Origin of the sequence: Streptomyces sp. NPDC056580, assembly GCF_042793175.1 — a bacterium.
Classification (GTDB): domain Bacteria; phylum Actinomycetota; class Actinomycetes; order Streptomycetales; family Streptomycetaceae; genus Streptomyces.
This window is the reverse complement of the sequence record NZ_JBHTVE010000013.1, coordinates 130,761-156,876: the sequence shown is the minus strand read 5'-3', so window position 1 is coordinate 156,876 and position 26,116 is coordinate 130,761. Positions and strand designations below refer to the sequence as shown.

Genomic DNA, 26,116 nt, shown 5'->3' with positions numbered 1-26,116 from the left:
CGCCCGGTACTGCCCTCAGTACGCGTGTCCTCGCGTACGGCGACGACGCGACCGGGTGCGCGACCCCGGCCCGCCACCTCCGATCCTCCCACGTCCGCGGGGCGGATTCGGCGGCCGGTCCAGCAGGCGGACGCCGGACCGGGGCGGTCAGCGCCCGGCGAGCGCCTTCTCGCCGGCGTGCCGCATGGCCTCCAGGGGCGCGGGCGAGCGGCCGGTCATCCGCTCCACCTGCAGCACGGCCTGGTGGACGAGCAGGTCGAGGCCGCTGACGACCGCGCCGCCGAACATGGACCAGCGGGCCGCCAGCTCGGTCGGCCAGGGGTCGTAGAGCACGTCGAACAGGGTGGCGGGACGCTCGGGCACGGCCGCGGCGAGGGCGTCGGTGGCGCCGGCCGGGGTGGTGGCGATCACCAGCGGGGCGCGCAGCGCCTGCCCGGCGTCCGCCCAGTCCGCCGTGCGGACGTCCACCTCCAGGCGTTCGCCCCACCGCCGCATCTCGGCGGCGCGGGCCTCGCTGCGCACGTAGGCGACGACCTCGCCGGTGCAGATCCGGGACAGCGCGGCGAGCGCGGACGACGCGGTCGCGCCGGCGCCGAGGATCGCCGCCGATCCGACCTCCTCGATGCCGTGCTCGGACAGCGCGGCCACGATGCCGGGGATGTCGGTGTTGTCGCCGAGGCGGCGGCCGTCCTCGGTGAGGACGACCGTGTTGACGGCGTCCACGGAGGCGGCCGTGTCGCTGATCTCGTCCAGCAGCGGGATGACCGCCCGCTTCAGCGGCATGGTGAGCGACAGCCCCGCCCACTCCGGTCCGAGTCGTTCGAGGAAGCCGGGCAGGGCGGCCTCGTCGGTCTCGAAGCGGTCGTACGACCAGCCGCTGAGGCCGAGGGCCTCGTAGGCCGCCCGGTGCAGCACCGGGGAGAGCGAGTGGGCGATCGGCGCTCCGAGCACGGCGGCCCGGCGGGCGTCAGTTGCCCGAGGAGGCATTGAACTTGTCCTTGAGCTGCTTGAATTCCGCGTAGGTCTTGGCGAATTCGGTGTTCGTGGTGCCGTCCGTCGCCACGAAGTAGATCCAGCCCTCGTGCGTCGGATTCAGTGTCGCCCGCAGCGCGTCCTCGCCGGGATTGCCGATCGGGCCGGGCGGGAGGCCCTTGTTGGTGTAGGTGTTGTACGGGCTGCGGTCGCTGTTGATCTCCTTCTCGGAGATGTGGATGTTGCTCGTGCCCTTGAGGTAGTTGTAGGTCGAGTCGAACTGGAGCAACTGGTTCGTCTCGGTGTTGGTGGGCTTGAGACGGTTGTAGACCACCTCCGCCATCTTGCGGAAGTCGTCGTGCGTCTTGCCCTCCGCCTGGACCAGGCTCGCGACCGTGAGCAGCTCGAACGCGTTCTTCAGGCCCAGCGCCTGCGCCTTCGCGGGGAGGTTGTAGGGGGCGTACTTCTGCTTGGTCTGGGCGACCATCTGCTTCAGCACCGCCTCGGGCTTCATGCCCTTGGCGGCCGGGTAAGTGGCGGGCCAGAGGAAGCCCTCGAGCGGGTCCTGGATGGAGCCGTTGTTCTGCGCCCAGCTCGGCAGGCCGAGGTTCTTGTACCGCGCCTTGGCGACCTTCCTGGTGGTGCCTGCGGAGACGCCCAGCTGCTTGTCGATGGCCTGGTACACCTGTGCGTTGCGCTCGCCGGGCTTGACGAGCACGTTGCTCTGGCTCCTCGGGTCCAGCATGAGCTGCACGGCGCTGGCGGCGGACATCTCCTTCTTCAGCAGGTACGCGCCGGCCTGGATGGTGTCGCCCTTGGGGTTCTGCCCCTGGGCGCTGACGAAAGCGTCGGCGCTCTTGACCACGCCCGCTTCCTTCAGCCGCCGTCCGATCTCCCAGCCGCCGGCGCCCTTGGGGATCTCGACGGTCACGCTCACGCCGGTTCCGCTGCCCGCGTAGTCGGGAGCCGGGGCGAAACGATTTTGGTAGAACTTCCAGCCGAAATAACCGGCTCCGCCGAGGCCTCCGCCGAACACCAGGCAGACGACCAGGCAGGCGCAGCCGTTGCGGCGCTTCTTGCCGTTGGCCGGTTTCTTGCCCTTGCCCCGCCGCTCACTCCTGCTCTGCAGCTCGTGCCCGGCGTCGTCATCGTCGTCGTCCGCCCCCGAGAAGAAGGCGTGCTCCTCCTCGGCCGCGGGTTCCGGTTCCGGCTCGGGGCGCCGGCGGCCCGGCGGCTCGGGCGGCGGGTAGGCGTCCTCGGTGCGGTAGAAGTCGTGCTGCTGCGCGGTGTAGGCGGCGGGCTGCTGGCCGTACGGGTCGCCGGGATCGGGCGGGTACGGCACCTGGCCCTGGGCGCCGTTCGCGTTCCAGACTCCCTGCTGCTGGTACTGCTGCTGTGTGTGCGCGGCGTACTGCTGGTCCTGGCCGGGGAACGCGCCACCGTACTGCTGGTGGTCCTGCTCGGGGTGGTACGGGTACTGCTGCTGGTCGTAGCCGGGCTGCTGCTGCCGGCCCTGGTCCCAGTCGCCGTACTGCGGCTGCTGCGGGTAGTGCTGCTGCGCCTGGCCGTCGTAAGGAGACTGCTGACCCGCGTGGGTCTGCTGCCCTCCCCATCCGCCGTCCCCGTACAACGGGTCCTCCGGATGCCACGGTTCGGAGCCAGGGCCCCGGCCATACTCAGTCATCGATCCCCTAGAGCCGCGAGGCGGACGGTCGCGCGGCCCGGACCGGCTTCCGTTCCGCCTCTTGTTGTGCGGTGGCTGTTCGAACACCGCCGCATCGCGCGGAACGTTACCGTATCGCGATCAGATGACCACTTCGACGCCCTCGCCGGGTGCTTTACCTGACACCCGTTCGGATTCCAGGGCCTGCTGCAGGATGATGACGGCCGCGGCCTGGTCGATCACGGAGCGGCCCTTCTTCGATCTGACCCCCGAGGCGCGCAGGCCCTGACTGGCCGTCACGGTCGTCATCCGCTCGTCCACCAGACGGACCGGCACCGGCTGGATGCCCCCGGCCAGCTCCTGGGCGAAGGCGCGGACCTTGGCGGCGGCCGGTCCCTCGCCCCCCTTGAGGGAGCGAGGGAGTCCGACGACGACCTCGATCGGTTCGTACTCCTCCACCAGCTGCCGCAGCCGGCGGTGGGCGGCGGGCACGTCCCGGCCGGGGACGGTCTCCACCGGGGTGGCGAGGATCCCGTCGGGGTCGCACGAGGCGACCCCGATCCGGGCGTCCCCGACGTCGATCGCGAGCCGGCGTCCTCTGCGCATGTCCGGCCGCTTCCTACTTCGCGGTCTCGGCGACGAGCCGCTCGACGGCGTCGGCGGCGTCGCCGACCGCGGCCGGGTTCTGGCCGCCGCCCTGGGCGACGTCCGGCTTGCCGCCACCGCCGCCGCCGAGCGTCTTGGCGGCGGTGCGGACCAGGTCACCGGCCTTGAGGCCGCGCTCGCGGGCCGCCTCGTTGGTGGCGATGACGGTCAGCGGCTTGCCGTTGTTGACCGTGAACAGGGCGACCACGGCGGCCCGGCCGCCCTGGATGCGGCCCCGTACGTCGAGGACCAGCCTGCGCAGGTCGTCGGGGCTGGTGCCGTCCGGCACCCGGCCGGTGACCACGGCGACACCGCGGACGTCCCGGGCGGACTCGGCGAGACCGGCGGCGGCCTGCAGGACCTTCTCGGCGCGGAACTTCTCGATCTCCTTCTCGGCGTCCTTCAGCTTGCCGAGCATGGCGGAGATCTTCTCCGGGAGCTCCTCCGCGCGGCCCTTGACCAGCTCCTGGAGCTGGGCGACGACCGTGTGCTCACGGGCGAGGAAGTTGTAGGCGTCGACGCCGACCAGGGCCTCGATGCGCCGCACGCCCGAGCCGATCGACGACTCGCCGAGCAGCTTGACCAGGCCGAGCTGGGCGGTGTTGTGCACGTGTGTGCCGCCGCACAGCTCCTTGGAGAAGTCGCCGATGGTCACCACGCGGACGCGCTCGCCGTACTTCTCGCCGAACTCGGCGATGGCGCCCTGCTTCTTGGCGTCGTCGATGCCCATGATCTCGGCGTGCACGTCGAGGTCGCGGGCGAGCACCTCGTTGATCTTCTGCTCGACGTCGGTCATCACGGCCGTCGGAACGGCGGACGGCGAACCGAAGTCGAAGCGGAAGCGGCCCGGCTGGTTCTCGGAACCGGCCTGGGCGGCCGTCGGGCCGAGGGCGTCGCGCAGCGCCTGGTGGGTCAGGTGGGTGGCCGAGTGGGCGCGGGCGATGGCCTTGCGGCGACGCTGGTCGATGGAGGCGTGGGCCTTGGCTCCGACGGTCACCTCGCCGACCTGGACGACGCCCTTGTGGACGTAGACGCCCGGGACCGGCTTCTGGGTGTCGCGGACCTCGATGACGGCCCCGGAGTCGACCCTGATCCGGCCGGTGTCTCCGATCTGGCCACCGCCCTCGGCGTAGAACGGGGTGCGGTCGAGGACGACCTCGACCTCGTCGCCCTCGGTGGCGGCCGGGGAGGAGACGCCGTCGACCAGGATGCCGACGATGGTGGTCTCGCTCTCGGTGTCGGTGTAGCCGATGAAGTCGGTGGCACCGGCGGAGTCGGCGATCTCGCGGTAGGCGCCCATGTCGGCGTGGCCGGTCTTCTTGGCCTGGGCGTCGGCCTTGGCGCGCTCCCGCTGCTCCTTCATCAGGCGGCGGAAGCCGTCCTCGTCCACGGAAATGCCCTGCTCGGCGGCCATCTCCAGGGTGAGGTCGATCGGGAAGCCCCAGGTGTCGTGGAGCAGGAAGGCCTTGTCACCGGAGAGCACCGTGCCGCCGGACTGCTTGGTCTCGGTGACGGCGGTGTCGAGGATGTTGGTGCCGGCCTTCAGCGTCTTCAGGAAGGCGTTCTCCTCGGCGAGGGCGACCTTCTCGATGCGCTCGCGGTCGGTGACCAGCTCCGGGTACTGCTGGCCCATCATGCCGATGACGACGTCGATCAGGTCCTTGACGACCGGGCCGGTGGCGCCGAGCAGGCGCATGTTGCGGATGGCGCGGCGCATGATGCGGCGCAGCACGTAGCCGCGGCCCTCGTTGCCCGGGGTGACGCCGTCGCCGATGAGCATGGTGGCGGTGCGCATGTGGTCGGTGACCACGCGCAGCGAGACGTCCGAGTCGTGGGCGTCGCCGTAGGCCACGCCGGTCAGCTCGGTGGCCTTGTCGATGACGGCCATGGAGGTGTCGATCTCGTACATGTTCTGCACACCCTGCAGAATCATGGCGAGGCGCTCCAGGCCGAGGCCCGTGTCGATGTTCTTGCTGGGCAGTTCGCCGAGGATCTCGAAGTCGTCCTTGCCGGTGCCCTCGCCCCGCTCGTACTGCATGAAGACGAGGTTCCAGATCTCCACGTACCGCTCGTCGTTGACGGCGGGGCCGCCCTCGGCGCCGAACTCGGGGCCGCGGTCGTAGTTGATCTCGGAGCAGGGGCCGCAGGGGCCGGGGACGCCCATGGACCAGTAGTTGTCCTTCATGCCCAGGCGCTGGATGCGCTCCTTGGGCACGCCGACGACCTCGTGCCAGATGCGCTCGGCCTCGTCGTCGTCCTTGTAGACGGTGATCCACAGGCGCTCGGGGTCGAGGCCGTAACCGCCCTCGTCCTGGGGCGAGGTGAGCAGCTCCCAGGCGTACTTGATGGCGCCTTCCTTGAAGTAGTCGCCGAAGGAGAAGTTGCCGCACATCTGGAAGAACGTGCCGTGCCGGGTGGTCTTGCCGACCTCTTCGATGTCGGGCGTGCGCACGCACTTCTGCACGCTGGTGGCGCGCGCGAAGGGCGGCTTGACCTCACCCAGGAAGTAGGGCTTGAAGGGCACCATGCCGGCGGGGACGAGGAGCAGAGTCGGGTCGTCCGCGATGAGCGACGCCGAAGGGACGACGGTGTGCCCGCGCTCCTCGAAGAAGCTCAGCCAGCGGCGGCGAATCTCGGCCGACTCCATCAGTGGTCCTCATTCCGGTTGTGCGAGTACGTCGTGTTCTCGATGTACTTCGGGTTGCTGCGGTTGTTCTCCAGGGCGGCGTACCGCCCGGGCGCGGGGAGTTCGGGGTCGGCGTTGATGCCCAGCGCCTCCCCCAGCTCGGCCTCCCGCCGGGCCATGTTGTCGCGGACGTCGAGCGCGAAGCCGACCGCGCCGTCCTTCAGTCGCCGGCCGGCCTCCAGGGCCTTGTCGGCCGCGGTCGCGGCGAGGCTCTCCGGGGTCAGCTGCCTCAGCTTGCGGTTGACCTTGGTGGTGGCCCACACCCCGGCGGCGACGCCGGAGGTGAACCAGAAAGTACGGCGGAACATCGGTCGGTCTCAGTCCTTCTTCCGCTTGCGTCGTGCGGCGGGGACCGTGCGGCCCACGATCACCGTACGCCGGGGCGACTTCGCGGGCGCGTCCTCCCTGCGGCCGCCCAGCGCACGGCGCACGCCGTAGCCGAAGGCCGCGACCTTGACCAGCGGGCCGCCGAAGGTGGAGGCGACGGTGGTGGACAGCGCGGAGGCGTTCGACGTGACCTCCTGGACGTCGGAGGCGATCGCGTCGACCCGGTCGATCTGCGTCTGCGCGGAGCGCACGGCCGCGGAGGCGTCCGCGAGCAGCGGGACGGCCTGGTCGGTCACCTCAGCCACGAGCTTGGTGGTCGCCTTGAGCGTCTGGGCCAGCCTCACCAGTGCGACGGCGAGGAAGGAGACCAGGATCGCCCAGAAGACGGCCACCAGGATCCCGGCCACCTCTCCACCGGACACTGTGCGCACCCGCTCCCTGAAACGTGCTCTGAACATCGGAACCGTGAAAAAAGCAGTGCACCGAGCCTATCGCGCCGGTGGCGGGGCTCCGTACCGGATTACCGTCGGCGGCGGACGCAGTCGCGGGAACCGATTGTACGGAGTGAACACGTTTCAGTACGCTCCGTGTCCCATGCGAGGTCCTCAGCGCCCCGGCCCCTGCGCGGACGGCGGCCCGCCCCTTGAGCTCACGGCCTTCGTCGGGCGCTCGGCCGAACTCGCCGGTCTGGCCGAGGCCATGGCGGGGGCCCGGCTGGTGACGGTGACCGGTCCCGGCGGGGTGGGCAAGTCCCGGCTCGCCCTGCGCGCGGCGCAGCGGCCGGCGGCCGGGACGGAGGTGGCCCGGGTCGAGCTGGCGCCGGTCCAGGACCCGCTGTTCGCCGAGTACGCGGTGGCGGAGGCCATGGGCCTGACCGACCACACCACCCGGCCGCCGCGCGAGGCACTGCTCCGCCATCTCGCCGGGCGCCGTTTCCTGCTGGTGCTGGACGGGTTCGAGCACCTGGTGGAGGACTGCGCCGGGCTGGTGGCCGAGCTGCTGCGCGGACTGCCGGAGCTGCGGGTGCTGGCCGTGGGGCGGCGTCCGCTGGGGTTGGCCGGCGAGCGGCTCTTCCCGCTGGCGCCGCTCGGCGCCGACGAGGCGGTGGAGCTGTTCGCCGACCGGGCCCGGCAGCACGGGGCCGAGGTGGCGGACCGTCCGGCGGTCCGTGAGCTGTGCCTGCGTCTGGAGGGGATCCCGCTGGCGGTGGAGCTGGCCGCGGGGCGGCTGCGGGCGCTGTCCCCGGAGCAGTTGCTCGAGCGTCTCGACGACCGGTTCCGGCTGCTGACCGGCGGCGGCCGGGACGCCCTGCCGCGGCACCGGACGCTGCGCACGGCGATCGGCTGGAGCCACGAGCTGTGCACCCCGGCCGAGCGGCTGCTGTGGGCGCGGCTGTCGGTGTTCGCGGGGACCTTCGACCTGGACGCGGCCGAGTACGTGTGCAGCGGGGACGGCCTGCCCGCCGAGGACGTCCTGGACGTGCTGTCGGAACTGCTCGCGCAGTCGCTGGTGACGCGCGAGGAGACGTTGACGGGACCCCGCTACCGGATGCTGGACACCGTCCGGGCCTACGGCGCCGACTGGCTGGAGGCCACCGGGGACACGGCCCGGCTGCGGCGACGGCACCGCGACTGGTGCCTGGGCCTGGCCACGATGTGCGAGCTGGACTGGTTCTCGCCCCGGCAGCGGGAGGTGGCCGCGCGCGTCGAGGCGGAGCTGCCGAATCTGCGGGACGCCCTCGAGTTCTGCCTGACCGAGCCGGAGGAGGCGCATCTGGGCCAGTACCTGGCGGGCTCGCTGTGGTTCTGCTGGGCGGGCTGCGGGCGGCTGTCGGAGGGGCGGCGCTGGCTGGAGCGCAGCGTGGAGCTGGAGTCGGGGTACGAGCGGTCGCGGCTGAAGGCGCTGTGGGTGCTCGGCTACGTGGCGATCCTGCAGGGCGACACCGTCGCGGCGCTGGCCGCGCTGCGGGAGTGCCGTTCCGCGGCGGAGCGGGTGGCGGACGGCACGGCGGTGGCGTACGCGGAGCACCGCACGGGCTGTCTGGCCCTGGTGACGGACGACATGGCGCGCGCGGAGCGGCTGCTGCGCTCGGCGCTCGGCCGGTACCGCCAGATCGGCGAGCTGAACAGCAACGTCCTGATGAGCCAGGTGGAGCTGGCGATGGCGCGGGCGTTCCAGGGGGACCTGGCGGACGCGGTGCGCCTGTGCGTGGAGGTGCGCCGGGTGTGCGAGGACCACGGGGAGCACTGGGCCCGCTCGTACGCGCTGTACGTACTGGCCTACGCGGCCTGGCGGGACGGGGACCTGCCCCGTGCGCGGGAGCTGCTGGTGGACTGCCTGGGCGACGCGCACGCCTTCCGCGACCTGCTCGGTTCGGTGCTGTCGCTCGAGCTGCTGGCCCTGGTGACGGCGTCCCAGGGCGACCCGGCGGAGGCGGCGGTCCTGCAGGGCGCCGCGGGCCGGCTGTGGCCGTCGGTCGGGCTGCCGCTGTTCGGCTCGGTGCACTACAACGCCCCGCACGAGCTGTGCGAGGCGGCGGCCCGGCAGGCGCTCGGCGACCAGCGGTACGAGGAACTGCTGGCCGAGGGGGCCCGGCTGGACCGGGCGGCCGCCGTGGCCCGGGCGCTGGCACACGGGCGTGCGCGGCCGGAGCAGGGGGTGCCCGGCCGGCGTGGACGGCTGCCGCAGGCGCGCGGCGAGGGCCACGAACGCGAACCCGCCGCCTCCCGCGCCCGGAAGGGCGGGGAGACGGCGGGCTGAGTGCCTACGCCGTGACCGGGGTCAGCGGGCGTAGTACTCGACGACGAGCTGCTCGTCGCAGATCACCGGGATCTCCTTGCGGTTCGGCTCGCGGTCCAGGCGGAACGCCAGGGCCCTGAGATTCACCTGCAGGTAGCGCGGGGTCTCACCGTCGGGGGCGAAGCCACCCTCGCGGGCGATCTGGAAGAGCGTCTTGTCCTTGGAGCGGTCGCGGACCTGCACGACGTCGTCCGGACGGACACGGAAGGACGGCTTGTCGACCTTCTGGCCGTTGACCTGGATGTGGCCGTGGACGACCATCTGGCGGGCCTGGTAGATCGTGCGGGCGATGCCCGAACGCAGGACCAGCGCGTCGAGACGGCGCTCGAGCTCGATGATCAGGGCCTCACCGGTCTTGCCCTGGACCTTGGAGGCACGCTCGTAGGCGCGGACGAGCTGGCGCTCGGACACGTCGTACTGCGCGCGCAGGCGCTGCTTCTCGAGCAGACGGACCTTGTAGTCCGAGTTCTGCTTGCGGCCGCGGCCGTGCTCACCCGGCGGGTAGGGACGGGCCTCGAAGTACTTGACGGCCTTCGGGGTCAGCGCGATGCCGAGGGCACGCGACTTCTTGACCTTGGGGCGGGACTGGTTCGCCACTGTCTGTTTCTCTTTCCTGGGTTTCGGCTTGTCAGGGTTGAGGGAGGTCGCATCCGCAGCCGGGGAGACCCGCCGGGTCCGCGTGGGACCTGCCGGGCAGCCGCTCCCCTGATCTGGGCACATACGTGCAGCACGCGAGTGGCCCACCGACCGTTCCCGGGGATCCGGGGTGGTGGTGGGCTGCCCGCGACACCGTTCGACGGTGCGCGACGCTCCTGGAGCTGGTCCGCGAGGGACCGGTCTCCGGCTGGCTGTCCCGCTCTGACTGCGCGGGACTCAGCACTTCGGGGCAGTCTACAGGCTGCTCAGGACCGCCTGCGACCGAGGTGCTTGCGCGTCCACTCCACCGCGTCCGCGTACCGGGCCTCGGTGCCGTGCCGGGTCGGCGTGTAGTACTCGCGGTCCTTGAGGGCGTCGGGGGCGTACTGCTGCTGGGCGATGCCCTCGGGCAGGTCGTGCGGGTACACGTAGCCCTGGGCGTGGCCGAGCTTGGCCGCGCCCTGGTAGTGCCCGTCCCGCAGATGCGCCGGCACAGGACCGGCCTGTCCCTTGCGCACGTCCTCCAGCGCGGCGCCTATGGCGGTGGTGGCCGCGTTCGACTTGGGGGCGAGCGCGAGGGCGATGGTGGCGTGGCTGAGGGTGAGGGCGGCCTCCGGGAAGCCGATCATGGCGACGGCCTGGGCGGCGGCGACCGCGATGGGCAGGGCGTTGGGGTCGGCGAGGCCGATGTCCTCGCTCGCGGAGATCATCAGGCGGCGGGCGATGAACCGGGGGTCCTCGCCGGCTTCGATCATGCGGGCCAGGTAGTGCAGCGCCGCGTCGACGTCGGAGCCGCGGATGGACTTGATCAGGGCGCTGGCGACGTCGTAGTGCTGGTCGCCGTCGCGGTCGTACTTCAGCGCGGCGCGGTCGACGGTCTGCTCGAGCGTGCGGAGGCTGATCTCGTGCTCGCCCTGGTCGAGGGCGGCTCCGGCGGCGGCCTCCAGCGCGGTCAGGGCGCGGCGGGCGTCGCCGCCGGCGATGCGCAGGAGGTGGTCCTCGGTGTCGCCGGGCAGGGCGACGGCGCCTGCCAGGCCGCGCTCGTCGCCGAGGGCCCGCTTCAGCAGGCCGCGGACGTCCTCGTCGGTGAGCGGTTCGAGGGTGAGCAGCAGGGAGCGGGACAGCAGCGGGGAGATCACCGAGAAGTACGGGTTCTCGGTGGTCGCCGCGATCAGGGTCACCCAGCGGTTCTCGACCGCGGGCAGCAGGGAGTCCTGCTGGGCCTTGCTGAAGCGGTGGATCTCGTCGAGGAAGAGGACGGTCTCCCTGCCGAAGCCGCCGGTGGCGCGGCGGGCGCCGTCGATGACCGCGCGGACCTCCTTGACGCCCGCGGTGATGGCGGACAGCTCCACGAAGCGCTTGTCGGTGGCCTTGGACACGACGTACGCCAGGGTCGTCTTGCCCGTGCCGGGCGGGCCCCAGAGGATCACCGAGGACGGCCCGGCGGGTCCCACGCGTCTCCCGCCGCCGCCCTTGCCGGAGGGGCCCGCGGCCCCGCCCCGCTGCTCCGGGCCCTCGCCCACCAGCCGGCGCAGCGGGGACCCGGGCTTCAGCAGGTGCTGCTGGCCCACCACCTCGTCGAGGGTGCGCGGGCGCATCCGCACCGCCAGCGGGCTGGCGGCGGGATCCTTCTCCTGGCGTTCTTCTGCTGCGGCGGTGAACAGGTCGGGTTCCACGCAGAAACCCTAAATCACCGCACCGACAATCCCGTCAGGGCCGCCGTCCGGCCGTCAGGCGGTCCAGAAGTCCCACCACCGGGTGAGCACCAGCATGCCGATCACGCCGACGTGCATGACGGGCACGACCCAGGTGAACTCGCCGAAGAACGACTTGAGCCAGCGCGGGGACGGCAGGAAGCCGTTGCGGATGTTGAACGAGGTGACGTACCAGAACATGACGATCGTGGCGACCCAGGCGAGCGAGCACCACAGGCACAGCGCGTTGATCCGGTACAGGGACTGGAACTGCAGCCAGGTGCAGAAGGCGACCCCGAAGAGGGTGCCGAAGTTGAAGGTCAGCCAGTACCAGCGCGGGAAGCGGGCGCGGGCCAGCAGGCTCACGCCGACGCAGACGACGATGCCGTAGGCGACCAGGCCGAGCATCGGGTTGGGGAAGCCGAAGACGGCGGCCTGCTTGCTCTCCATGACGCTGCCGCAGGACACCACCGGGTTGAGGCTGCAGCCGGGGGTGTAGGTCTTGCCGGCGACTTTGGCCTCGAGGATCTTGAACTTGTCGATCGTGATGACCCAGGCGGCCAGCAGCCCGGCGGCGCCGGTGATCACCAGCAGGATCGCGAGGGCGCGGCTGCCGCCCTCCGCGCGCGGCGCGGCGACGGGCCCGGACCCGGGCTCCCTGGAGACGTCCTTGACTGTCGTCTTGCTCATCACGCCGATTCCGTCACTCGAGAGGTGGACCTTCTTCGGGCAGCCCTCATTCTGCCGCACGCACGCGTCGGTTCACCGTTCGCTTTGCATAAGGAGGCTCGTACGAGCGGTGGCGTTCGACCGCCTTCGGGCAGCGGTGGCACCACGTGCGGCGAGGGCGCCGGACGCCCCGGCGGGGTGTCCGGCGCCCTCGCGCGCGTGTGCTCAGCCGAGCCGTGACTCCAGTTCGGCCACGATCTCGTTCACGCCGATCGCCGTCTGCTCGCCGGACTCCATGTCCTTGAGCTGCACGACGCCCTCGGCGAGGTCCCGCTCGCCGGCGACGATCGCGTAGCGGGCGCCGCTGCGGTTGGCGTTCTTCATGGCGCCCTTCAGGCCCTTGCCGCCGTAGGCGAAGTCCGTCGCGACGCCGATCCTGCGCAGTTCGGTGACCTTGGCGAACAGGACCCGGCGGGCCTCCTCGCCCAGCGGGACGGCGTAGACGCTGGTTGTGGACGGCAGGTCGAGGGTGACGCCCTCGGCCTCCAGGGCGAGGACCGTGCGGTCGACGCCCAGCGCCCAGCCCACCGACGGCAGCGCGGGGCCGCCGATCATCTCCGACAGGCCGTCGTAGCGGCCGCCGCCGCCGACCGCGGACTGGGAGCCGAGACCGTCGTGCACGAACTCGAAGGTGGTCCGGGTGTAGTAGTCCAGGCCGCGGACCAGCTTCGGGTCGTTCTCGAAGGCCACGCCCGCCGCGGTGAGCAGCTCGCGGACCTCCTCGTGGTACGCCTTGCAGGCGTCGCACAGGTAGTCGCGCAGCAGCGGCGCGCCGGTGAGCTGCTTCTGCACCGACTCGCGCTTGTCGTCGAGGACCCGCAGCGGGTTGATCTCCACCCGGCGGCGGGTGTCCTCGTCCAGGTCAAGGGCGCGCAGGAAGTCCTGCAGCGCGGCCCGGTACACGGGCCGGCACTCCTTGTCGCCCAGGCTGTTCAGCAGGATGCGGAAGTCGCGCAGGCCCAGCGAGCGGTAGGCCTGGTCGGCCAGGATGATCAGCTCGGCGTCCAGCGCCGGGTCCTCGGCGCCGATCGCCTCGGCGCCGACCTGGGAGAAGTGCCGGTAGCGGCCCTTCTGCGGCCGCTCGTAGCGGTAGTACGAGCCGGAGTACCAGAGCTTGACCGGGAGGTTGCCCGCCTTGTGCAGGTTGGCCTCCAGGGCTGCGCGCAGCACGGACGCGGTGCCCTCGGGGCGCAGGGCGAGCCGGTCGCCGCCCTTGGTCTCGAAGGCGTACATCTCCTTGGTGACGATGTCGGTGGACTCGCCGACGCCGCGCGCGAACAGCTCCACGTTCTCGAAGCCGGGGGTCTCGACGTAGCCGTAGCCGGAGTCGCGCAGCGGGGCCGCGATCGCCTCCCGGACCGCCAGGTAGACGGCGGAGTCCGGCGGGAGGAGGTCATAGGTGCCCTTGGGGGCCTGGAAGGTACTCACGGATGTCTCTCGTCACATTCCTCGTCGGGGAGCCCGGAAGGCTCCCTGGCCGGCCGCCACCTGCCGCAGATGGGGGTTGGTGGCGCGCTCCTGGCCGATGGTCGTCTGGGGGCCGTGCCCGGACAGCACCACGGTGGAGTCCTCGAGCGGCAGGCACACGCGGGCCAGCGAGTCGAGCATGTCCTCCATGGAGCCACCCGGCAGGTCGGTGCGTCCGACGGAGCCGGCGAACAGCAGATCCCCGGAGAAGAAGACCGACGGGATGTCCGCGGTCTCGGGCATCCGGAAGGTCACCGACCCCTTGGTATGGCCCGGTGCGTGCGCGACGGAGAAGGTGAGACCGGCCAGCTCCAGCTCCGCGCCGTCGCTCAGCTCCCGGACGTCGTCCGGCTCGCCCACGGTCAGCTCGCCCAGGAGCGGCAGGCCGAAGGCGCGGCCGAGCGCCTTCTCGGGATCGCTCATCATGTACCGGTCGGCGGGGTGGATCCAGGCCGGCACGTCGTGTGCGCCGCACACGGGGACGACCGAAGCCACATGGTCGATGTGGCCGTGGGTGAGGACGACCGCGACGGGCTTGAGCCGATGCTTCCTCAGCGCTTCCTCGACTCCGTCGGCGGCCTGGTGGCCCGGGTCGATGATCACGCACTCCTCACCGGCGGCGGGGGCGACGAGATAACAGTTCGTCCCCCAGGCCCCGGCGGGGAACCCGGCAATGAGCACGATCGTCCTTCGTTGTGTCGATACGGGAGGGCCTGCGCGCAGGCAGCCTGTGGTCCAGAGCCTACCGGCGCTGCCGTTTCCTCAGCGAACCCATATACGGTACGGGGCTACACGCGGCCGTCGGCTCACAGGACGCACGCGTACCGTCGGCAACACGACACGCATGAGGAGAGAACCCGGTGGTCAGCCAGGAGCAGCGGCGGCGTCAGCTCGCCCGGGAGAAGTTCTTGCGGCAGCAGCAGCGGCGCACCAGCGCGCGGCGCAAGGCACGCATGCGCAACTCCGTGATCGCGTCGGTGCTCGGCGTGGTCGTGATCGGCAGCGTCGCGCTGTACACGACGGGCGTGCTGAAGAACGACGACGACAAGAAGACCAGCGCCGGCGCGGACGCGTCGCCGAGCGCCTCGCCGAGCGGCAAGGCGCCGGACCCGTGCGAGAAGCCGGCGGCGGGCTCGGTGAAGAAGCTGAGCTGGAAGAAGGAGCCGGCGGTGACGATCGACACGTCGGCGAAGTACACGATGACGCTCGCGACGACGTGCGGCGACATCGACATGTCGCTGAAGGCGTCGGCGGCCCCGCACACCGTGAACTCGTTCGACTTCCTCGCGGGCAAGGGCTACTTCGACCACACCAAGTGCCACCGGCTCACCGCCGAGGGCATCTTCGTGCTGCAGTGCGGCGACCCCACGGGCACCGGCAGCGGCGGGCCCGGCTACACGATCCCGGACGAGAACCTCAAGGACAAGAGCCTGAAGGGCAACGTCTACCCGGCCGGCACGGTCGCGATGGCGAACACCGGACAGAAGCACACCGGTGGCAGCCAGTTCTTCCTGGTCTACAAGGACAGCCCGCTGCCGCCGAGCTACACGCCGTTCGGGACGGTCTCCGACGCGGGCATGAAGGTGCTCAAGAAGATCGCGGCGGCCGGCGCCCAGGCGGCCGACCCGACGACCGGCAACACCGCGCCGAACGCGACGGTAGTGATCAACAAGGCGACGGTCGCCAAGTCCTGACCCGGCGAGACGCCGGGGACCGCCGCCAGCGCAGATTCGCCCGCGCTGGATGCGGACAGGCCACCCGCCGGTCGCCTATGTTGGCCGTGACGAAACTGTGGACGATGCCCGGGGGCGCTGAGGCCCCCCGCAGGCATCATGTGGAGGAGGCGCTGTGAGCAGCGACCCGTGGGGCCGCGTCGACGAGACGGGGACCGTGTACGTGCGTACGGCCGACGGCGAGCAGGTCGTCGGTTCCTGGGCGGCCGGCTCCCCTGAGGAGGCGCTTGCCTACTTCGAGCGCAAGTACGAGGGCCTGGTTGTCGAGATCGGCCTCCTCGAGAAGCGAGTGCAGACCACCGACCTGTCGGCGAAGGACGCCCGGGCCGCGGTCGACCACCTGCGCGAGCAGGTGGACGCCCACCACGCGGTGGGCGACCTCGACGCGCTGCGGACCCGCCTCGACAAGCTCGTGGAGACGGTCGAGGCCCGGCGCGAGGAGCGCAAGGCGCAGCGGGCCAAGCAGTCCGACGAGGCCCGCAGGGCCAAGGAGGACCTGGTCACCGAGGCCGAGCAGCTCGCCCAGTCCGACCAGTGGCGGGCGGCCGGTGAGCGGCTGCGTGCCCTGGTGGACACCTGGAAGGGCCTGCCGCGTCTGGACCGCAAGTCGGACGACGAGCTGTGGCACCGCTTCTCGCACGCCCGGTCGGCGTTCTCCAAGCGGCGCAAGGCGCACTTCGCGCAGCTCGACGCGCAGCGCGAGGAGGCCCGCCGGACCAAGGAGCGGCTGGTCTCCGAGGCCGAGGCGCTGTCCGGTTCGACGGACTGGGGCGCGACGGCGGCCCGTTACCGCGAGCTGATGACCGAGTGGAAGGCCGCGGGCCGCGCCCAGCGCGAGCACGAGGACGACCTGTGGAACCGCTTCCGCGGCGCCCAGGACGTGTTCTTCGCGGCCCGCAGCTCGGTCTTCGCCGAGCGGGACGCGGAGCAGGCCGAGAACCTGAAGCTGAAGGAGGAGCTGGCCGGGGAGGCCGAGAAGCTCCTGCCCATCACGGACCTGAAGGGCTCGCGGGCGGCCTTCCGCTCCATCAACGAGCGCTGGGAGGCCATCGGTCACGTCCCGCGGGACGCGCGCCCGAAGGTCGAGGGCCGGATGCACGCCGTGGAGCGGGCCCTCCAGGAGGCCGAGGAGGCCGAGTGGCGCCGGACGAACCCGGAGGCACGCGCGCGTGCGGAGGGTCTGACCGGTCAGCTCCAGGCCGCGGTGGACAAGCTGAGGGCGCAGATCGAGCAGGCCCGCGCCCAGGGCAACGGCGCCCGGGCCGACAAGCTGGAGCGTGAGCTGGAGGGCCGTCAGGCGCTTCTGGACCAGGCTCTGAAGGGCCTGCAGGAGTTCGGCGGCTAGTCACCCCTTCGCTCCCGCGAAAGGGCCCCATACCGGCGTATGGGGCCCTTTCGCGTGCGGCTCGGCCTCCGGTCAGGCGCGGCTGCGCGCCGAGGTCACGCGGTACACGTCGTACACGCCCTCCACACCACGCACGGCCTTGAGGACGTGGCCCAGGTGCTTGGGGTCGCCCATCTCGAAGGTGAAGCGGGAGGTGGCCACCCGGTCGCGGGACGTCTGCACGGCGGCGGACAGGATGTTGACGTGCTGGTCGGACAGGATCCGTGTGACGTCCGACAGCAGCCGGGAGCGGTCCAGCGCCTCCACCTGGATGGCGACCAGGAAGACCGAGGACTGGGTGGGGGCCCACTCGACGTCGAGGATGCGCTCCGGCTCGCGGGACAGTGACTCCACGTTGACGCAGTCGGTGCGGTGGACCGATACGCCGCTGCCGCGCGTGACGAAGCCGATGATCGGGTCGCCGGGCACGGGCGTGCAGCAGCGGGCCAGCTTGACCCACACGTCGTCGACGCCCTTGACCACGACGCCCGGGTCGGCGCTTGAGCGCCGCTTGCGGCCGCGGCCGCGGGCCGGCGGGACCGTCTCGTCGATCTCCTCGGTGGCGGCCTCCTCGCCGCCGAGGGCCTGCACCAGTTTCTGGACGATGTTCTGCGCGGAGACGTGGCCCTCGCCGATCGCCGCGTACAGCGCGGAGATGTCCGAGTAGCGCATCTCGTGCGCCATCGTGACGAGCGAGTCGCCGGTGAGGATGCGCTGGATGGGCAGGTTCTGCTTGCGCATGGCCCGCACGATGGCGTCCTTGCCCTGCTCGATCGCCTCGTCCCGGCGCTCCTTGGAGAACCATGCCCGGATCTTGTTGCGGGCGCGCGGCGACTTGACGAACCCGAGCCAGTCGCGGGACGGGCCGGCGCCGGCCGCCTTGGAGGTGAAGACCTCCACAAGGTCGCCGTTGTCCAGGGTCGACTCCAGCGGTACGAGCCTGCCGTTGACCCGTGCTCCTATGGTGCGGTGGCCGACCTCGGTGTGGACGGCGTACGCGAAGTCCACCGGCGTCGCCCCGGCCGGGAGCGCGATGACGTCGCCCTTCGGCGTGAAGACGAAGACCTCGTTGCGGGAGAGGTCGAAGCGCAGCGACTCCAGGAACTCGCCGGGGTCCTCGGTCTCCTTCTGCCAGTCCAGCAGCTGCCGCAGCCACGCCATGTCGTTGATGGCGTCCTTGTCCTTGCCGGAGGCCTTGGGCACGTCCGTGCGGACCTTGGAGGCGCCGGCGACGGCCTCCTGCTTGTACTTCCAGTGCGCGGCGATGCCGTACTCGGCCCGCCGGTGCATGTCGAACGTGCGGATCTGCAGCTCGACGGGCTTGCCGTTGGGTCCGATGACCGTCGTGTGCAGCGACTGGTACATGTTGAACTTCGGCATCGCGATGTAGTCCTTGAACCGGCCGGGCACCGGGTTCCATCGCGCGTGCACCGTGCCCAGGGCCGCGTAGCAGTCCCGGACCGTGTCGACGAGCACACGGATTCCCACCAGGTCGTAGATCTCCGCGAAGTCACGGCCGCGGACGATCATCTTCTGGTAGACGCTGTAGTAGTGCTTCGGGCGGCCGGTGACCGTCGCCTTGATGCGGGCCGCGCGCAGGTCGGACTGGACCTCGTCGGTCACTATGGCGAGGTACTCGTCGCGCTTGGGCGCCCGCTCGGCCACCAGCCGCACGATCTCGTCGTACATCTTGGGGTAGAGGATCGCGAAGGCGAGGTCCTCCAGCTCCCACTTGATGGTGTTCATGCCCAGCCGGTGCGCCAGCGGGGCGTAGATCTCGAGCGTCTCGCGCGCCTTCTTCTCCTGCTTCTCACGCTTGAGGTAGCGCATGGTGCGCATGTTGTGCAGGCGGTCGGCGAGCTTGATGACCAGGACGCGCGGGTCCTTCGCCATCGCCACGACCATCTTGCGCACGGTCTCGGCCTGTGCGGCCTCGCCGAACTTGACCTTGTCCAGCTTGGTCACGCCGTCGACGAGCAGGGCGACCACGTCGCCGAAGTCGCGGCGCAGGTCCTCCAGGCCGTACTCGGTGTCCTCCACGGTGTCGTGCAGCAGCCCCGCCATCAGGGTGGCCGGGTCCATGCCCAGCTCGGCGAGGATGGTGGTGACGGCGAGCGGGTGCGTGATGTACGGGTCGCCGCTCTTGCGCTTCTGCCCCCGGTGCCAGCGCTCGGCGACCTGGTAGGCGCGCTCGATCTGGCGGAGCGTGGCGTTCTCGATCTTGGGGTCGTTGCTGCGCACTATCCGCAGCAGCGGTTCCAGCACCGGGTTGTACGGGTTCGCGCGCTGCACGCCGAGACGCGCGAGGCGGGCGCGGACGCGGTTGGAGGAGCCGGAGCGGGCGGGCTGGCCGGCGGCGGGGCGCACGGGCGGGGCCGGTTTGGGACGGGCGACCTCGGCTGCCTTCTCGACGGGCGCGGACTGGGCGTGCTCGACCGCCCCGCGGGTGTCGTTCTTGGCGGACGACACGTTCCGCGCGGACTTGGCCGCGGGGGCCGAGCCGGGCTCGGGCTTGGCGGCGGTCAGTGGCTGGGCCTCGTCTGGCAAGAGGACTCCTCGTGCGCGTTCCGGGTCCCCCGGTCAGGCTCCGGAGACCCCATGGTAGCGATCCTGCGCCTCCTCATCGCCTGCGGGCGGATGTGAGGACCGTCTACCCGTGAAACGCGAGGGACTCCCCTGGGATTCCGCGATGTGGACGCGGGACGGGACCGGGGTGTGCGGCGGGTGACCGAACGGCGAACGGCCGCCCCCGGGACACCGGGGGCGGCCGTTTCGTACGAGGAGGCGTCAGATCCGCAGGAGCGCGGCCAGCGGTGCCTCGCCGAGCGCCGGCTCCAGCCGGGTCCGGCCGCCGAGGAAGCCCAGCTCCATGAGGACCGCGAGCCCCGAGACCTCGGCGCCCGCCCGCTGGATGAGCCGGATCGCGGCCTCGGCGGTACCGCCGGTGGCCAGGACGTCGTCGACGATCAGCACCCGGTCGCCGGACGCCAGGTCCTCCGCGTGCACCTCGATCTCGGCCGAGCCGTACTCGAGGTCGTACGCCTGGCGCAGGGTCGCGCCCGGCAGCTTGCCCGCCTTGCGGACCGGGATGAAGCCGAGGCCCGCGCGGACGGCCACCGGCGCGCCCAGGATGAAGCCCCGGGCCTCCAGTCCGACGATCTTGGTCGCGCCGGTCTCGGCGGCGACCCGGGCCAGTGCGCCGGTCAGCGCGGAGAACGCCTCGGGGTCCGCGAGCAGCGGGGTGATGTCCTTGAACATCACGCCGGGCTCGGGGTAGTCGGCGACGTCCCGGATGCGGCTGAGCAGCAGCGACGTGATGTCGGTCAGCTCGGTCATCGGCGCTTCCCGGAGGGTCGGCCGCGGCCCCGGTTGCGGGACGCGGTCTGGTCGCGGGGGCCCACCACGGCGTGTGCCGCGTCCTCGGGCCCGTCGCCCGGGCCGGGCCGGGCCGTCACGAGGTCCTCGCCGGCCGCGGCCTGCGCGCGCTTGGCCATGACGCGCTTGCGCAGCGCCTTCATCGCCGGCTCCCTCTCCTTGAGGTCGGCGACGAGCGGGGTGGCGATGAAGATCGAGGAGTACGCGCCGGCCGCGAGGCCGACGAACAGCGACAGCGAGATGTCGTTCAGGGTGCCCGCCCCGAGGAAGCCGCCGCCGATGAACAGCAGGCCGGCCACCGGCAGCAGCGCGACCACGGTGGTGTTGATGGAGCGGACCAGCGTGCCGTTGATCGACTGGTTGGCGATGTCGCTGTAGGTGAAGCGGGTCTGCTTCGTGATGTCCTTCGTCTGCTCCTTGAGGCTGTCGAAGACGACGACCGTGTCGTAGAGCGAGTAGCCGAGGATCGTCAGCAGACCGATGACCGTACCGGGCGTGACCTCGAAGCCGACCAGGGCGTAGATGCCGGTCGTGATGGTGATGTCGTGGATCAGCGCGACGAGGGCCGCGATGGCCATGCGCCACTCGAAGGCGATGGCCAGGTAGATCACGACGAGCACCATGAAGATCGCCAGACCCTGCCAGGCCTTGCTGGCGATCTGCTCGCCCCAGCTCGGGCCGACCAGGTCGGCGGCGAGCTTCTCGGGGTTGAGCTTCAGGTCCTGGGCCAGCGTCTGCTTGATCTGGTCGGACTTGTCGGTGTCGATGCCGGCGATCTGGATGCGCAGGCTGCCGTTGCCGAGCTTCTGCACGACGGCCTCGTGGCCGGAGGCGCTCCTCGCGAACTCCTCCGCCTGGGTCACCGTCGTGCTCATGTGGGTCGGCGTCGTGAAGACGGCGCCGCCCTGGAACTCGATGCCCATGTTCAGGCCGCGCACCGCCAGGCCGACGATGGCCGTGATGGTGATCAGGATGGAGATGCCGTACCAGATCTTGCGCTTGCCGACGAAGTCGTAGCTGATCTCGCCGCGGTGCAGTCGAGCGCCGAGGTTGCCGAGTTTCGACATCGCTCACGCCTCCTTCGGGTCGACAGGGCCGGCGGCGGGACCGGCGGGACGGCGGGTGCGGCGCAGCGGCGGCTTGGCACCCAGGCTCTTCGGGTCGAGGCCGGACCACTTGTGGCCGTCCGCGAAGAACTTGCGGCGGGCGAGCAGCGTCATCAGCGGCTTGGTGAAGAGGAAGACGACGACCACGTCGAGGACGGTGGTCAGACCGAGCGTGAACGCGAAGCCCTGCACCTTGCCGACGGTCACGATGAACAGCACGGCGGCGGCGAGGAAGGACACGAAGTCGGAGACGAGGATCGTGCGCCGGGCGCGTGGCCAGGCCCGCTCGACGGCGGGGCGCAGCGAGCGGCCCTCGCGGATCTCGTCCCGGATGCGTTCGAAGTACACGATGAACGAGTCCGCTGTGATGCCGATGGCGACGATGGCGCCGCAGACGGCCGGCAGGTTCAGCGCGAAGCCGATGGCCGGGCCGAGCAGCGACATGATCACGTAGGTGAGGATCGCGGAGACCAGCAGGGACGCCATGGCGACGAGCGACAGGCCGCGGTAGTAGGCGATCAGGTAGATCACGACCAGCGCGAGGCCGATCGCACCGGCGATCAGACCGGCGCGGAGCTGCTCACCGCCGAGCGCGGCGGTCACCGTGGTGACGGTCTCCTCCTTGAAGGAGAGCGGGAGCGCGCCGTAGGACAGCATGTTGGCGAGGTTCTGGGCCTCCTGCTGCGTGAAGCTGCCGGAGATCTCCGCCTGGCCGCCGGTGATGGCGGTCTGGACGTACGGGCTGGAGACGACCTCGCCGTCGAGGACGATGCCGAACTCGTTCTGCGGGGTCTGGTTCTTGGCGAGCTGGCCGGTGATGTCGGCGAACTTCTTCGAACCGGTGCCGGTGAAGGTCATCTGGACCTGCCAGCCGGAGCCGCCCTGGGTGTCGAAGACCGCCTGGGCCTTCTTGACCTCGGTGCCGTCCACGCCGGCCGGGCCGAGCAGGTACTTGTACCAGACCTTGTCGCGCTCACCGCAGGCCACGGTGGGGTCGCCGGGCTTGGCGTTGGTGCCGGCGTTGGCGCGCTCGGCGGGCTTGGCGCAGTTCAGGGCCGCGTACTGGGCCTGCAGCTTGGTGGTGTCCGGGTTGGCGGAGGCCGTGGCGGACGGGCTGGCGGAGGTCTTGGCGCCGGACGAGGCGCTCGGGGAGGACGAGCCCGACGGCGTGGGGTCGGCCTTCAGGGCGTCGGTGACCGCGCGGCCCTGCGAGGTGGCGGAGGCCGTCGGGGAGGCGGAGGAGGACGAGGACGCCTTCTCCTTGCCGGAGCTCGACGGGCTCGGCGAGGCGCCGCCGCTGGAGGACGCGCTCGGCGAGGGGCTCGCCGGGGTGGTGCCGCTGGGCTCGCTGGCGAGCACCGGGCGGAAGTACAGCTTGGCGGTGGTGCCGACCTGCTGCTGGGCCTCCTTGGAGTTGGTGCCCTTGGGGATGTTCACGATGATGTGATCGGCCCCCTGGGTCTGCACCTCCGCCTCGGAGACACCCAGACCGTTGACACGGCGGTTCATGATGTCGACCGCGGTGTTCATGTTGGCCTCGTTGATCGCGGACCCCTGGTCGGCCTTCGCCTTGAGCGTGATGCTCGTACCACCGGCGAGGTCGATGCCGAGGCGCGGTGTCGTGTGCCCGGAGACGAACATCCCACCGGTGAGCGCCACGATGGCGATCAAAATGAGGGCCAGCGAGCGCCCTGGCTTGCTCTGGGCGCTCGCGCTCCGGCCCCTCTTAGGTGCTGCCACCTTCTCGTACTCCCTCTCGGGCCGCGCCGCGCCAGGTCGGCGCCGGTCGGCCATGACATGGTGTCGGGCTCCGTGCGGCGAACAGAGGCGCCCGGGGTGCGCCGGTCACGGCCGGGCCGCGCCGCACACCCCGGGAGGTGCCTACTTCGCCTCGGAGTCGCCGTCGGTCTTCTTCGGCTCTTCGTCCGTCTTGGCCTCGGCGACCTCGGCGGCTCCGGTCCCGTCCTCGGCGGCGTCCTTCTTGCCGAGGTCGACGGTCTTGTCGCCGGAGGCGGCGGCAGCGGCGGGCTCGTCGCTCCCGCCGGTCCCGGTGAGGGAGGAGGCGTCGTCCGGGACGACGCCGGCGTCGGACTTGAGGTCGTGCTCGATGCCGTGGACGATCCGGTTGTACTCGTCGTCGGTGAGGACGGCGCCGATCGCGTTCTTGGCGAAGAGGAGTTCGACGCCCGGCCCGGCGTCGAGGAGGACGGTGTCCTCGCTGACCTCCTTGACCGTCGCGTACATGCCCCCGATCGTGCGAACGCCGGAGCCGGGCTGCATCTCATTGCGCATGCTCGCGGCCTGCTGCTGCTTCTTCTTGGCCGAGCGCGTCATCAGGAACATGGCCGCGATGAGCACAATGAACGGGAGAAGGGTCAAGGTATTCACGGGACGGGGTTTCCTTCGCGCGACCGCGCGGTGAGCGGCCTGTTGGATGGGGGTGGGTCGGCGCCGCCCGCAAGGGCGGCATCGGCGGAGTCTAAGCGAGTCCGCGCGCATGGAACAACGCTCAGCATGGCACCTGGGTTCCTGCTCCGGCCAATGCCCTCGCCGTCACGCCCCGAACAGGTCCTGTTGTCCGGTTCCCCCGCCGGCCGAGCGGGGCGGGGTCAGACCGAGGTGCGCCCAGGCGGCCGGGGTGCCGACACGGCCGCGCGGAGTGCGGGCCAGCAGGCCCTCCCGGACCAGGAAGGGCTCGGCGACCTCCTCGACCGTCTCTCGCTCCTCCCCCACCGCCACGGCGAGCGTGGACAGGCCCACCGGACCGCCGCCGAACAGCTTGAGCAGCGCCTCCAGGACGGCCCGGTCGAGGCGGTCGAGGCCGCGCGCGTCCACTTCGTAGACGGCGAGGGCGGCCGCGGCGATCTCCCGGGTGATCACGCCGTCCGCCTTGACCTGCGCGTAGTCCCGGACGCGGCGCAGCAGGCGGTTGGCGATGCGGGGCGTGCCGCGGGAGCGGCCGGCGATCTCGGCGGCGCCGTCCGGCACTATCTCTACGTCGAGCAGGCCGGCCGAGCGGTGCACGACCCGCTCCAGCTCACGCGGCTCGTAGAACTCCATGTGCGCGGTGAAGCCGAAGCGGTCGCGCAAGGGGGGCGGCAGCAGGCCCGCGCGCGTGGTGGCGCCGACCAGGGTGAAGGGGGGCAGTTCCAGGGGGATGGCGGTGGCGCCGGGGCCCTTGCCGACGATGACGTCGACGCGGAAGTCCTCCATCGCCATGTACAGCATCTCCTCGGCGGGCCGGGACATGCGGTGGATCTCGTCGAGGAAGAGGACCTCGCCCTCCTGGAGCGAGGAGAGGATCGCGGCGAGGTCGCCGGCGTGCTGGATGGCCGGGCCCGAGGTGATGCGGATGGGGGCGCCCATCTCGGCCGCGATGATCATCGACAGGGTGGTCTTGCCGAGTCCGGGGGCTCCGGAGAGCAGCACGTGGTCGGCGGTGGCCCCGCGCGCGCGTGCGGCGCGCAGGACGAGGTCCAGCTGTTCGCGGACCTTCTCCTGGCCGATGAACTCCTCGAGGTCCTTGGGGCGCAGGGCGGCCTCGACGGCCTGGTCCTCCCGGTCGGCTGCGGAGCCCACCAGCCGCTCGGGGGCGGCGGAGTCGGTCGTGTCGTCCCAGTTCATGTGGCGTGCCTCGGGGTGGTGTGGTCGGTCAGCGGGCGCGGTTCAGGGTCTGCAGCGCCGCCTTGAGCAGCCGGCCCACCTGCGGGGTGCCGCCCTCGGCCTCGGCCTGGGGGGTTACGGCGGCGACGGCCTCGTCGGCCTCGCGGGTGGCGTACCCGAGGCCGATCAGCGCCGCGTGGAGCTGGTCCCGCCAGCCCTGGGTGACGGGCGCGCCCACCGCGGGGGCGCCGGCCGGCGCGCCGAGGCGGTCCTTCAGCTCCAGCAGGAGCTTCTGGGCGCCCTTCTTGCCGATGCCGGGCACGGCTGTGAGGGCCTTCTCGTCGGCGGTGGCGACGGCCCGGCGCAGAGCGTCCGGCGTGTGGACGGCGAGCATGGCCTGGGCGAGCCTCGGTCCGACCCCGCTGGCGGTCTGGAGCAGCTCGAAGACCTGGCGCTCGTCGTCGTCGGCGAAGCCGTACAGCGTCAGGGAGTCCTCCCGGACGACCAGCGAGGTGTGCAGCTTGGCGGGCCGGCCCTGGCGGAGCGTGGAGAGCGTGTTCGGCGTGCACTGCACGGACATGCCGACGCCGCCCACCTCGATCACCGCCGCGTCGGGGGCGAGCGCGGCGACCGTGCCGCTGAGGAAGGCGATCATGGCGTACGGCCTTTCGTCGCGTGGGCCGAGTGCAGCGCCACGGCCTGCTGGAGTCGGTTCTGCGCGGGGGCGCGCCAGATGTGGCAGATGGCGAGCGCCAGGGCGTCGGCGGCGTCGGCCGGCCTGGGCGGCGCGGCGAGTCTGAGCAGCCGGGTGACCATGGCGCCGACCTGCGCCTTGTCGGCGCGGCCGCTGCCGGTGACGGCGGCCTTGACCTCGCTGGGGGTGTGCAGGGCGACCGGGATGCCCCGGCGGGCGGCGCACAGCATGGCGACCGCGCTGGCCTGCGCGGTGCCCATCACCGTACGGACGTTGTGCTGGCTGAACACCCGCTCCACGGCGACGAACTCGGGCCGGTGCTCGTCCAGCCAGGCCTCGATGCCCTGTTCGACGGCGACCAGCCGGTGCCCCAGTTCGGCGTCCGCGGGCGTCCTCACGACGCCGACGCCGAGCATGGTGAGCGGGCGTCCCGCGACCCCCTCGACCACACCCACACCGCACCGGGTCAGGCCGGGGTCCACCCCCAGTACGCGCACGCGCCCTCCCTCTCTGGTCATCCGCGGACGCCTGGTGATCCACGGATGCCGCCAGGCTAGCCGCTGCCTGTGACAACGGCGGCGGGCCGGTGGACGTGTCCCACCG

The 26,116-nt window shown here is 71.4% G+C and carries 22 protein-coding genes; 3 read left to right on the top strand and 19 right to left on the bottom strand.

Translation table 11 applies throughout. From position 1 onward, the window contains the following. Positions 1 to 147: 147 nt before the first annotated feature. From ACFQ9Z_RS27955 to ACFQ9Z_RS27930, 6 genes are all read right to left on the bottom strand, one after another. On the bottom strand, positions 148 to 987 hold the full coding sequence (locus tag ACFQ9Z_RS27955; protein ID WP_383024452.1) for a shikimate dehydrogenase: 840 nt from the start codon (positions 985 to 987) through the stop codon (positions 148 to 150). After that, the gene (gene mltG, locus ACFQ9Z_RS27950) at positions 968 to 2,656 is read right to left on the bottom strand and encodes an endolytic transglycosylase MltG (RefSeq protein ID WP_383024449.1); all 1,689 of its coding nucleotides are present in this window, start codon (positions 2,654 to 2,656) and stop codon (positions 968 to 970) included. The genes ACFQ9Z_RS27955 and mltG overlap by 20 nt, the downstream gene beginning before the upstream one ends. 120 nt (positions 2,657 to 2,776) lie before the next feature. Next, positions 2,777 to 3,241 (bottom strand): Holliday junction resolvase RuvX, encoded by a 465-nt coding sequence (gene ruvX / locus ACFQ9Z_RS27945; RefSeq protein WP_383024445.1) that lies wholly within the window; start codon positions 3,239 to 3,241, stop codon positions 2,777 to 2,779. A 13-nt stretch (positions 3,242 to 3,254) separates the two neighbouring features. Then, positions 3,255 to 5,927 (bottom strand): alanine--tRNA ligase, encoded by a 2,673-nt coding sequence (gene alaS / locus ACFQ9Z_RS27940; RefSeq protein ID WP_383024440.1) that lies wholly within the window; start codon positions 5,925 to 5,927, stop codon positions 3,255 to 3,257. After that, a complete protein-coding gene (locus tag ACFQ9Z_RS27935) occupies positions 5,927 to 6,274 on the bottom strand; it encodes a hypothetical protein (protein WP_383024437.1) in 348 nt (115 codons plus the stop codon). Before ACFQ9Z_RS27935 ends, alaS begins: the two co-directional genes overlap by 1 nt. Before the next feature lie 9 nt (positions 6,275 to 6,283). Next, the gene (locus ACFQ9Z_RS27930) at positions 6,284 to 6,724 is read right to left on the bottom strand and encodes a DUF948 domain-containing protein (protein ID WP_143638271.1); all 441 of its coding nucleotides are present in this window, start codon (positions 6,722 to 6,724) and stop codon (positions 6,284 to 6,286) included. A gap of 163 nt (positions 6,725 to 6,887) precedes the next feature. Here ACFQ9Z_RS27930 and ACFQ9Z_RS27925 point away from each other — a divergent pair, with 163 nt between their 5' ends. Continuing rightward, on the top strand, positions 6,888 to 9,053 hold the full coding sequence (locus ACFQ9Z_RS27925; protein ID WP_383024434.1) for an ATP-binding protein: 2,166 nt from the start codon (positions 6,888 to 6,890) through the stop codon (positions 9,051 to 9,053). 21 nt (positions 9,054 to 9,074) lie between these two features. On the opposite strand, the gene rpsD is transcribed toward ACFQ9Z_RS27925, so the two are convergent. The 5 genes from rpsD to ACFQ9Z_RS27900 all read right to left on the bottom strand — a co-directional run bounded on the left by rpsD (position 9,075) and on the right by ACFQ9Z_RS27900 (position 14,299). Continuing rightward, positions 9,075 to 9,689 carry a 30S ribosomal protein S4 gene (gene rpsD / locus ACFQ9Z_RS27920; RefSeq protein WP_301975067.1) on the bottom strand — a complete coding sequence of 205 codons (615 nt, stop codon included), beginning with the start codon at positions 9,687 to 9,689 and terminating at the stop codon, positions 9,075 to 9,077. 305 nt (positions 9,690 to 9,994) lie between these two features. Beyond that, complete coding sequence (locus ACFQ9Z_RS27915; RefSeq protein ID WP_383024424.1) at positions 9,995 to 11,404, bottom strand: replication-associated recombination protein A; 1,410 nt, start codon at positions 11,402 to 11,404, stop codon at positions 9,995 to 9,997. Positions 11,405 to 11,458: 54 nt separating this feature from the next. After that, positions 11,459 to 12,112, bottom strand: a complete 654-nt coding sequence (locus ACFQ9Z_RS27910) for a vitamin K epoxide reductase family protein (protein WP_383024419.1) — start codon at positions 12,110 to 12,112, stop codon at positions 11,459 to 11,461. 204 nt (positions 12,113 to 12,316) lie between these two features. Next, positions 12,317 to 13,579, bottom strand: a complete 1,263-nt coding sequence (hisS, locus tag ACFQ9Z_RS27905; protein ID WP_383024416.1) for a histidine--tRNA ligase — start codon at positions 13,577 to 13,579, stop codon at positions 12,317 to 12,319. A gap of 12 nt (positions 13,580 to 13,591) precedes the next feature. After that, a complete protein-coding gene (locus ACFQ9Z_RS27900; protein WP_383024412.1) occupies positions 13,592 to 14,299 on the bottom strand; it encodes an MBL fold metallo-hydrolase in 708 nt (235 codons plus the stop codon). Positions 14,300 to 14,478: 179 nt separating this feature from the next. Here ACFQ9Z_RS27900 and ACFQ9Z_RS27895 point away from each other — a divergent pair, with 179 nt between their 5' ends. Together ACFQ9Z_RS27895 and ACFQ9Z_RS27890 are read left to right on the top strand one after the other, a co-directional pair. Continuing rightward, on the top strand, positions 14,479 to 15,312 hold the full coding sequence (locus tag ACFQ9Z_RS27895; RefSeq protein ID WP_383024407.1) for a peptidylprolyl isomerase: 834 nt from the start codon (positions 14,479 to 14,481) through the stop codon (positions 15,310 to 15,312). 154 nt (positions 15,313 to 15,466) lie between these two features. Then, positions 15,467 to 16,696, top strand: a complete 1,230-nt coding sequence (locus tag ACFQ9Z_RS27890) for a DUF349 domain-containing protein (RefSeq protein WP_383024404.1) — start codon at positions 15,467 to 15,469, stop codon at positions 16,694 to 16,696. Between the two features lie 72 nt (positions 16,697 to 16,768). Here the strand turns inward: ACFQ9Z_RS27890 and ACFQ9Z_RS27885 are convergent, their stop codons facing one another. The 8 genes from ACFQ9Z_RS27885 to ruvC all read right to left on the bottom strand — a co-directional run bounded on the left by ACFQ9Z_RS27885 (position 16,769) and on the right by ruvC (position 26,010). Further along, positions 16,769 to 19,282 carry a RelA/SpoT family protein gene (locus ACFQ9Z_RS27885; RefSeq protein ID WP_383024401.1) on the bottom strand — a complete coding sequence of 838 codons (2,514 nt, stop codon included), beginning with the start codon at positions 19,280 to 19,282 and terminating at the stop codon, positions 16,769 to 16,771. A gap of 240 nt (positions 19,283 to 19,522) precedes the next feature. Beyond that, the gene (locus ACFQ9Z_RS27880; protein WP_383024397.1) at positions 19,523 to 20,071 is read right to left on the bottom strand and encodes an adenine phosphoribosyltransferase; all 549 of its coding nucleotides are present in this window, start codon (positions 20,069 to 20,071) and stop codon (positions 19,523 to 19,525) included. Beyond that, positions 20,068 to 21,177: a protein translocase subunit SecF gene (gene secF, locus ACFQ9Z_RS27875; RefSeq protein WP_383024394.1), complete on the bottom strand. Its 1,110-nt coding sequence runs from the start codon at positions 21,175 to 21,177 to the stop codon at positions 20,068 to 20,070. Before secF ends, ACFQ9Z_RS27880 begins: the two co-directional genes overlap by 4 nt. Before the next feature lie 3 nt (positions 21,178 to 21,180). Continuing rightward, positions 21,181 to 22,956, bottom strand: coding sequence for a protein translocase subunit SecD (secD, locus tag ACFQ9Z_RS27870; RefSeq protein ID WP_383024390.1), 1,776 nt, complete (start codon positions 22,954 to 22,956; stop codon positions 21,181 to 21,183). A gap of 141 nt (positions 22,957 to 23,097) precedes the next feature. Next, positions 23,098 to 23,604, bottom strand: a complete 507-nt coding sequence (yajC, locus tag ACFQ9Z_RS27865) for a preprotein translocase subunit YajC (RefSeq protein ID WP_383024387.1) — start codon at positions 23,602 to 23,604, stop codon at positions 23,098 to 23,100. A gap of 165 nt (positions 23,605 to 23,769) precedes the next feature. After that, positions 23,770 to 24,840: a Holliday junction branch migration DNA helicase RuvB gene (ruvB, locus tag ACFQ9Z_RS27860; protein ID WP_383024383.1), complete on the bottom strand. Its 1,071-nt coding sequence runs from the start codon at positions 24,838 to 24,840 to the stop codon at positions 23,770 to 23,772. 28 nt (positions 24,841 to 24,868) lie between these two features. After that, on the bottom strand, positions 24,869 to 25,474 hold the full coding sequence (gene ruvA / locus ACFQ9Z_RS27855; protein ID WP_383024378.1) for a Holliday junction branch migration protein RuvA: 606 nt from the start codon (positions 25,472 to 25,474) through the stop codon (positions 24,869 to 24,871). Next, entirely contained in the window at positions 25,471 to 26,010 is a 540-nt protein-coding gene (gene ruvC, locus ACFQ9Z_RS27850) for a crossover junction endodeoxyribonuclease RuvC (protein ID WP_383024375.1), read from the bottom strand. The genes ruvA and ruvC overlap by 4 nt, the downstream gene beginning before the upstream one ends. Positions 26,011 to 26,116: the final 106 nt, after the last annotated feature.

What these genes read in the sequence shown, in the direction of transcription:
- ACFQ9Z_RS27955 (WP_383024452.1), bottom strand. Translation starts at nt 987, where the DNA reads ATGCCTCCTCGGGCAACTGACGCCCGCCGGGCCGCCGTGCTCGGAGCG.
- mltG (WP_383024449.1), bottom strand. Translation starts at nt 2,656, where the DNA reads ATGACTGAGTATGGCCGGGGCCCTGGCTCCGAACCGTGGCATCCGGAG.
- ruvX (WP_383024445.1), bottom strand. Translation starts at nt 3,241, where the DNA reads ATGCGCAGAGGACGCCGGCTCGCGATCGACGTCGGGGACGCCCGGATC.
- alaS (WP_383024440.1), bottom strand. Translation starts at nt 5,927, where the DNA reads ATGGAGTCGGCCGAGATTCGCCGCCGCTGGCTGAGCTTCTTCGAGGAG.
- ACFQ9Z_RS27935 (WP_383024437.1), bottom strand. Translation starts at nt 6,274, where the DNA reads ATGTTCCGCCGTACTTTCTGGTTCACCTCCGGCGTCGCCGCCGGGGTG.
- ACFQ9Z_RS27925 (WP_383024434.1), top strand. Translation starts at nt 6,888, where the DNA reads ATGCGAGGTCCTCAGCGCCCCGGCCCCTGCGCGGACGGCGGCCCGCCC.
- ACFQ9Z_RS27910 (WP_383024419.1), bottom strand. Translation starts at nt 12,112, where the DNA reads ATGAGCAAGACGACAGTCAAGGACGTCTCCAGGGAGCCCGGGTCCGGG.
- ACFQ9Z_RS27880 (WP_383024397.1), bottom strand. Translation starts at nt 20,071, where the DNA reads ATGACCGAGCTGACCGACATCACGTCGCTGCTGCTCAGCCGCATCCGG.
- secF (WP_383024394.1), bottom strand. Translation starts at nt 21,177, where the DNA reads ATGTCGAAACTCGGCAACCTCGGCGCTCGACTGCACCGCGGCGAGATC.
- ruvB (WP_383024383.1), bottom strand. Translation starts at nt 24,840, where the DNA reads ATGAACTGGGACGACACGACCGACTCCGCCGCCCCCGAGCGGCTGGTG.
- ruvA (WP_383024378.1), bottom strand. Translation starts at nt 25,474, where the DNA reads ATGATCGCCTTCCTCAGCGGCACGGTCGCCGCGCTCGCCCCCGACGCG.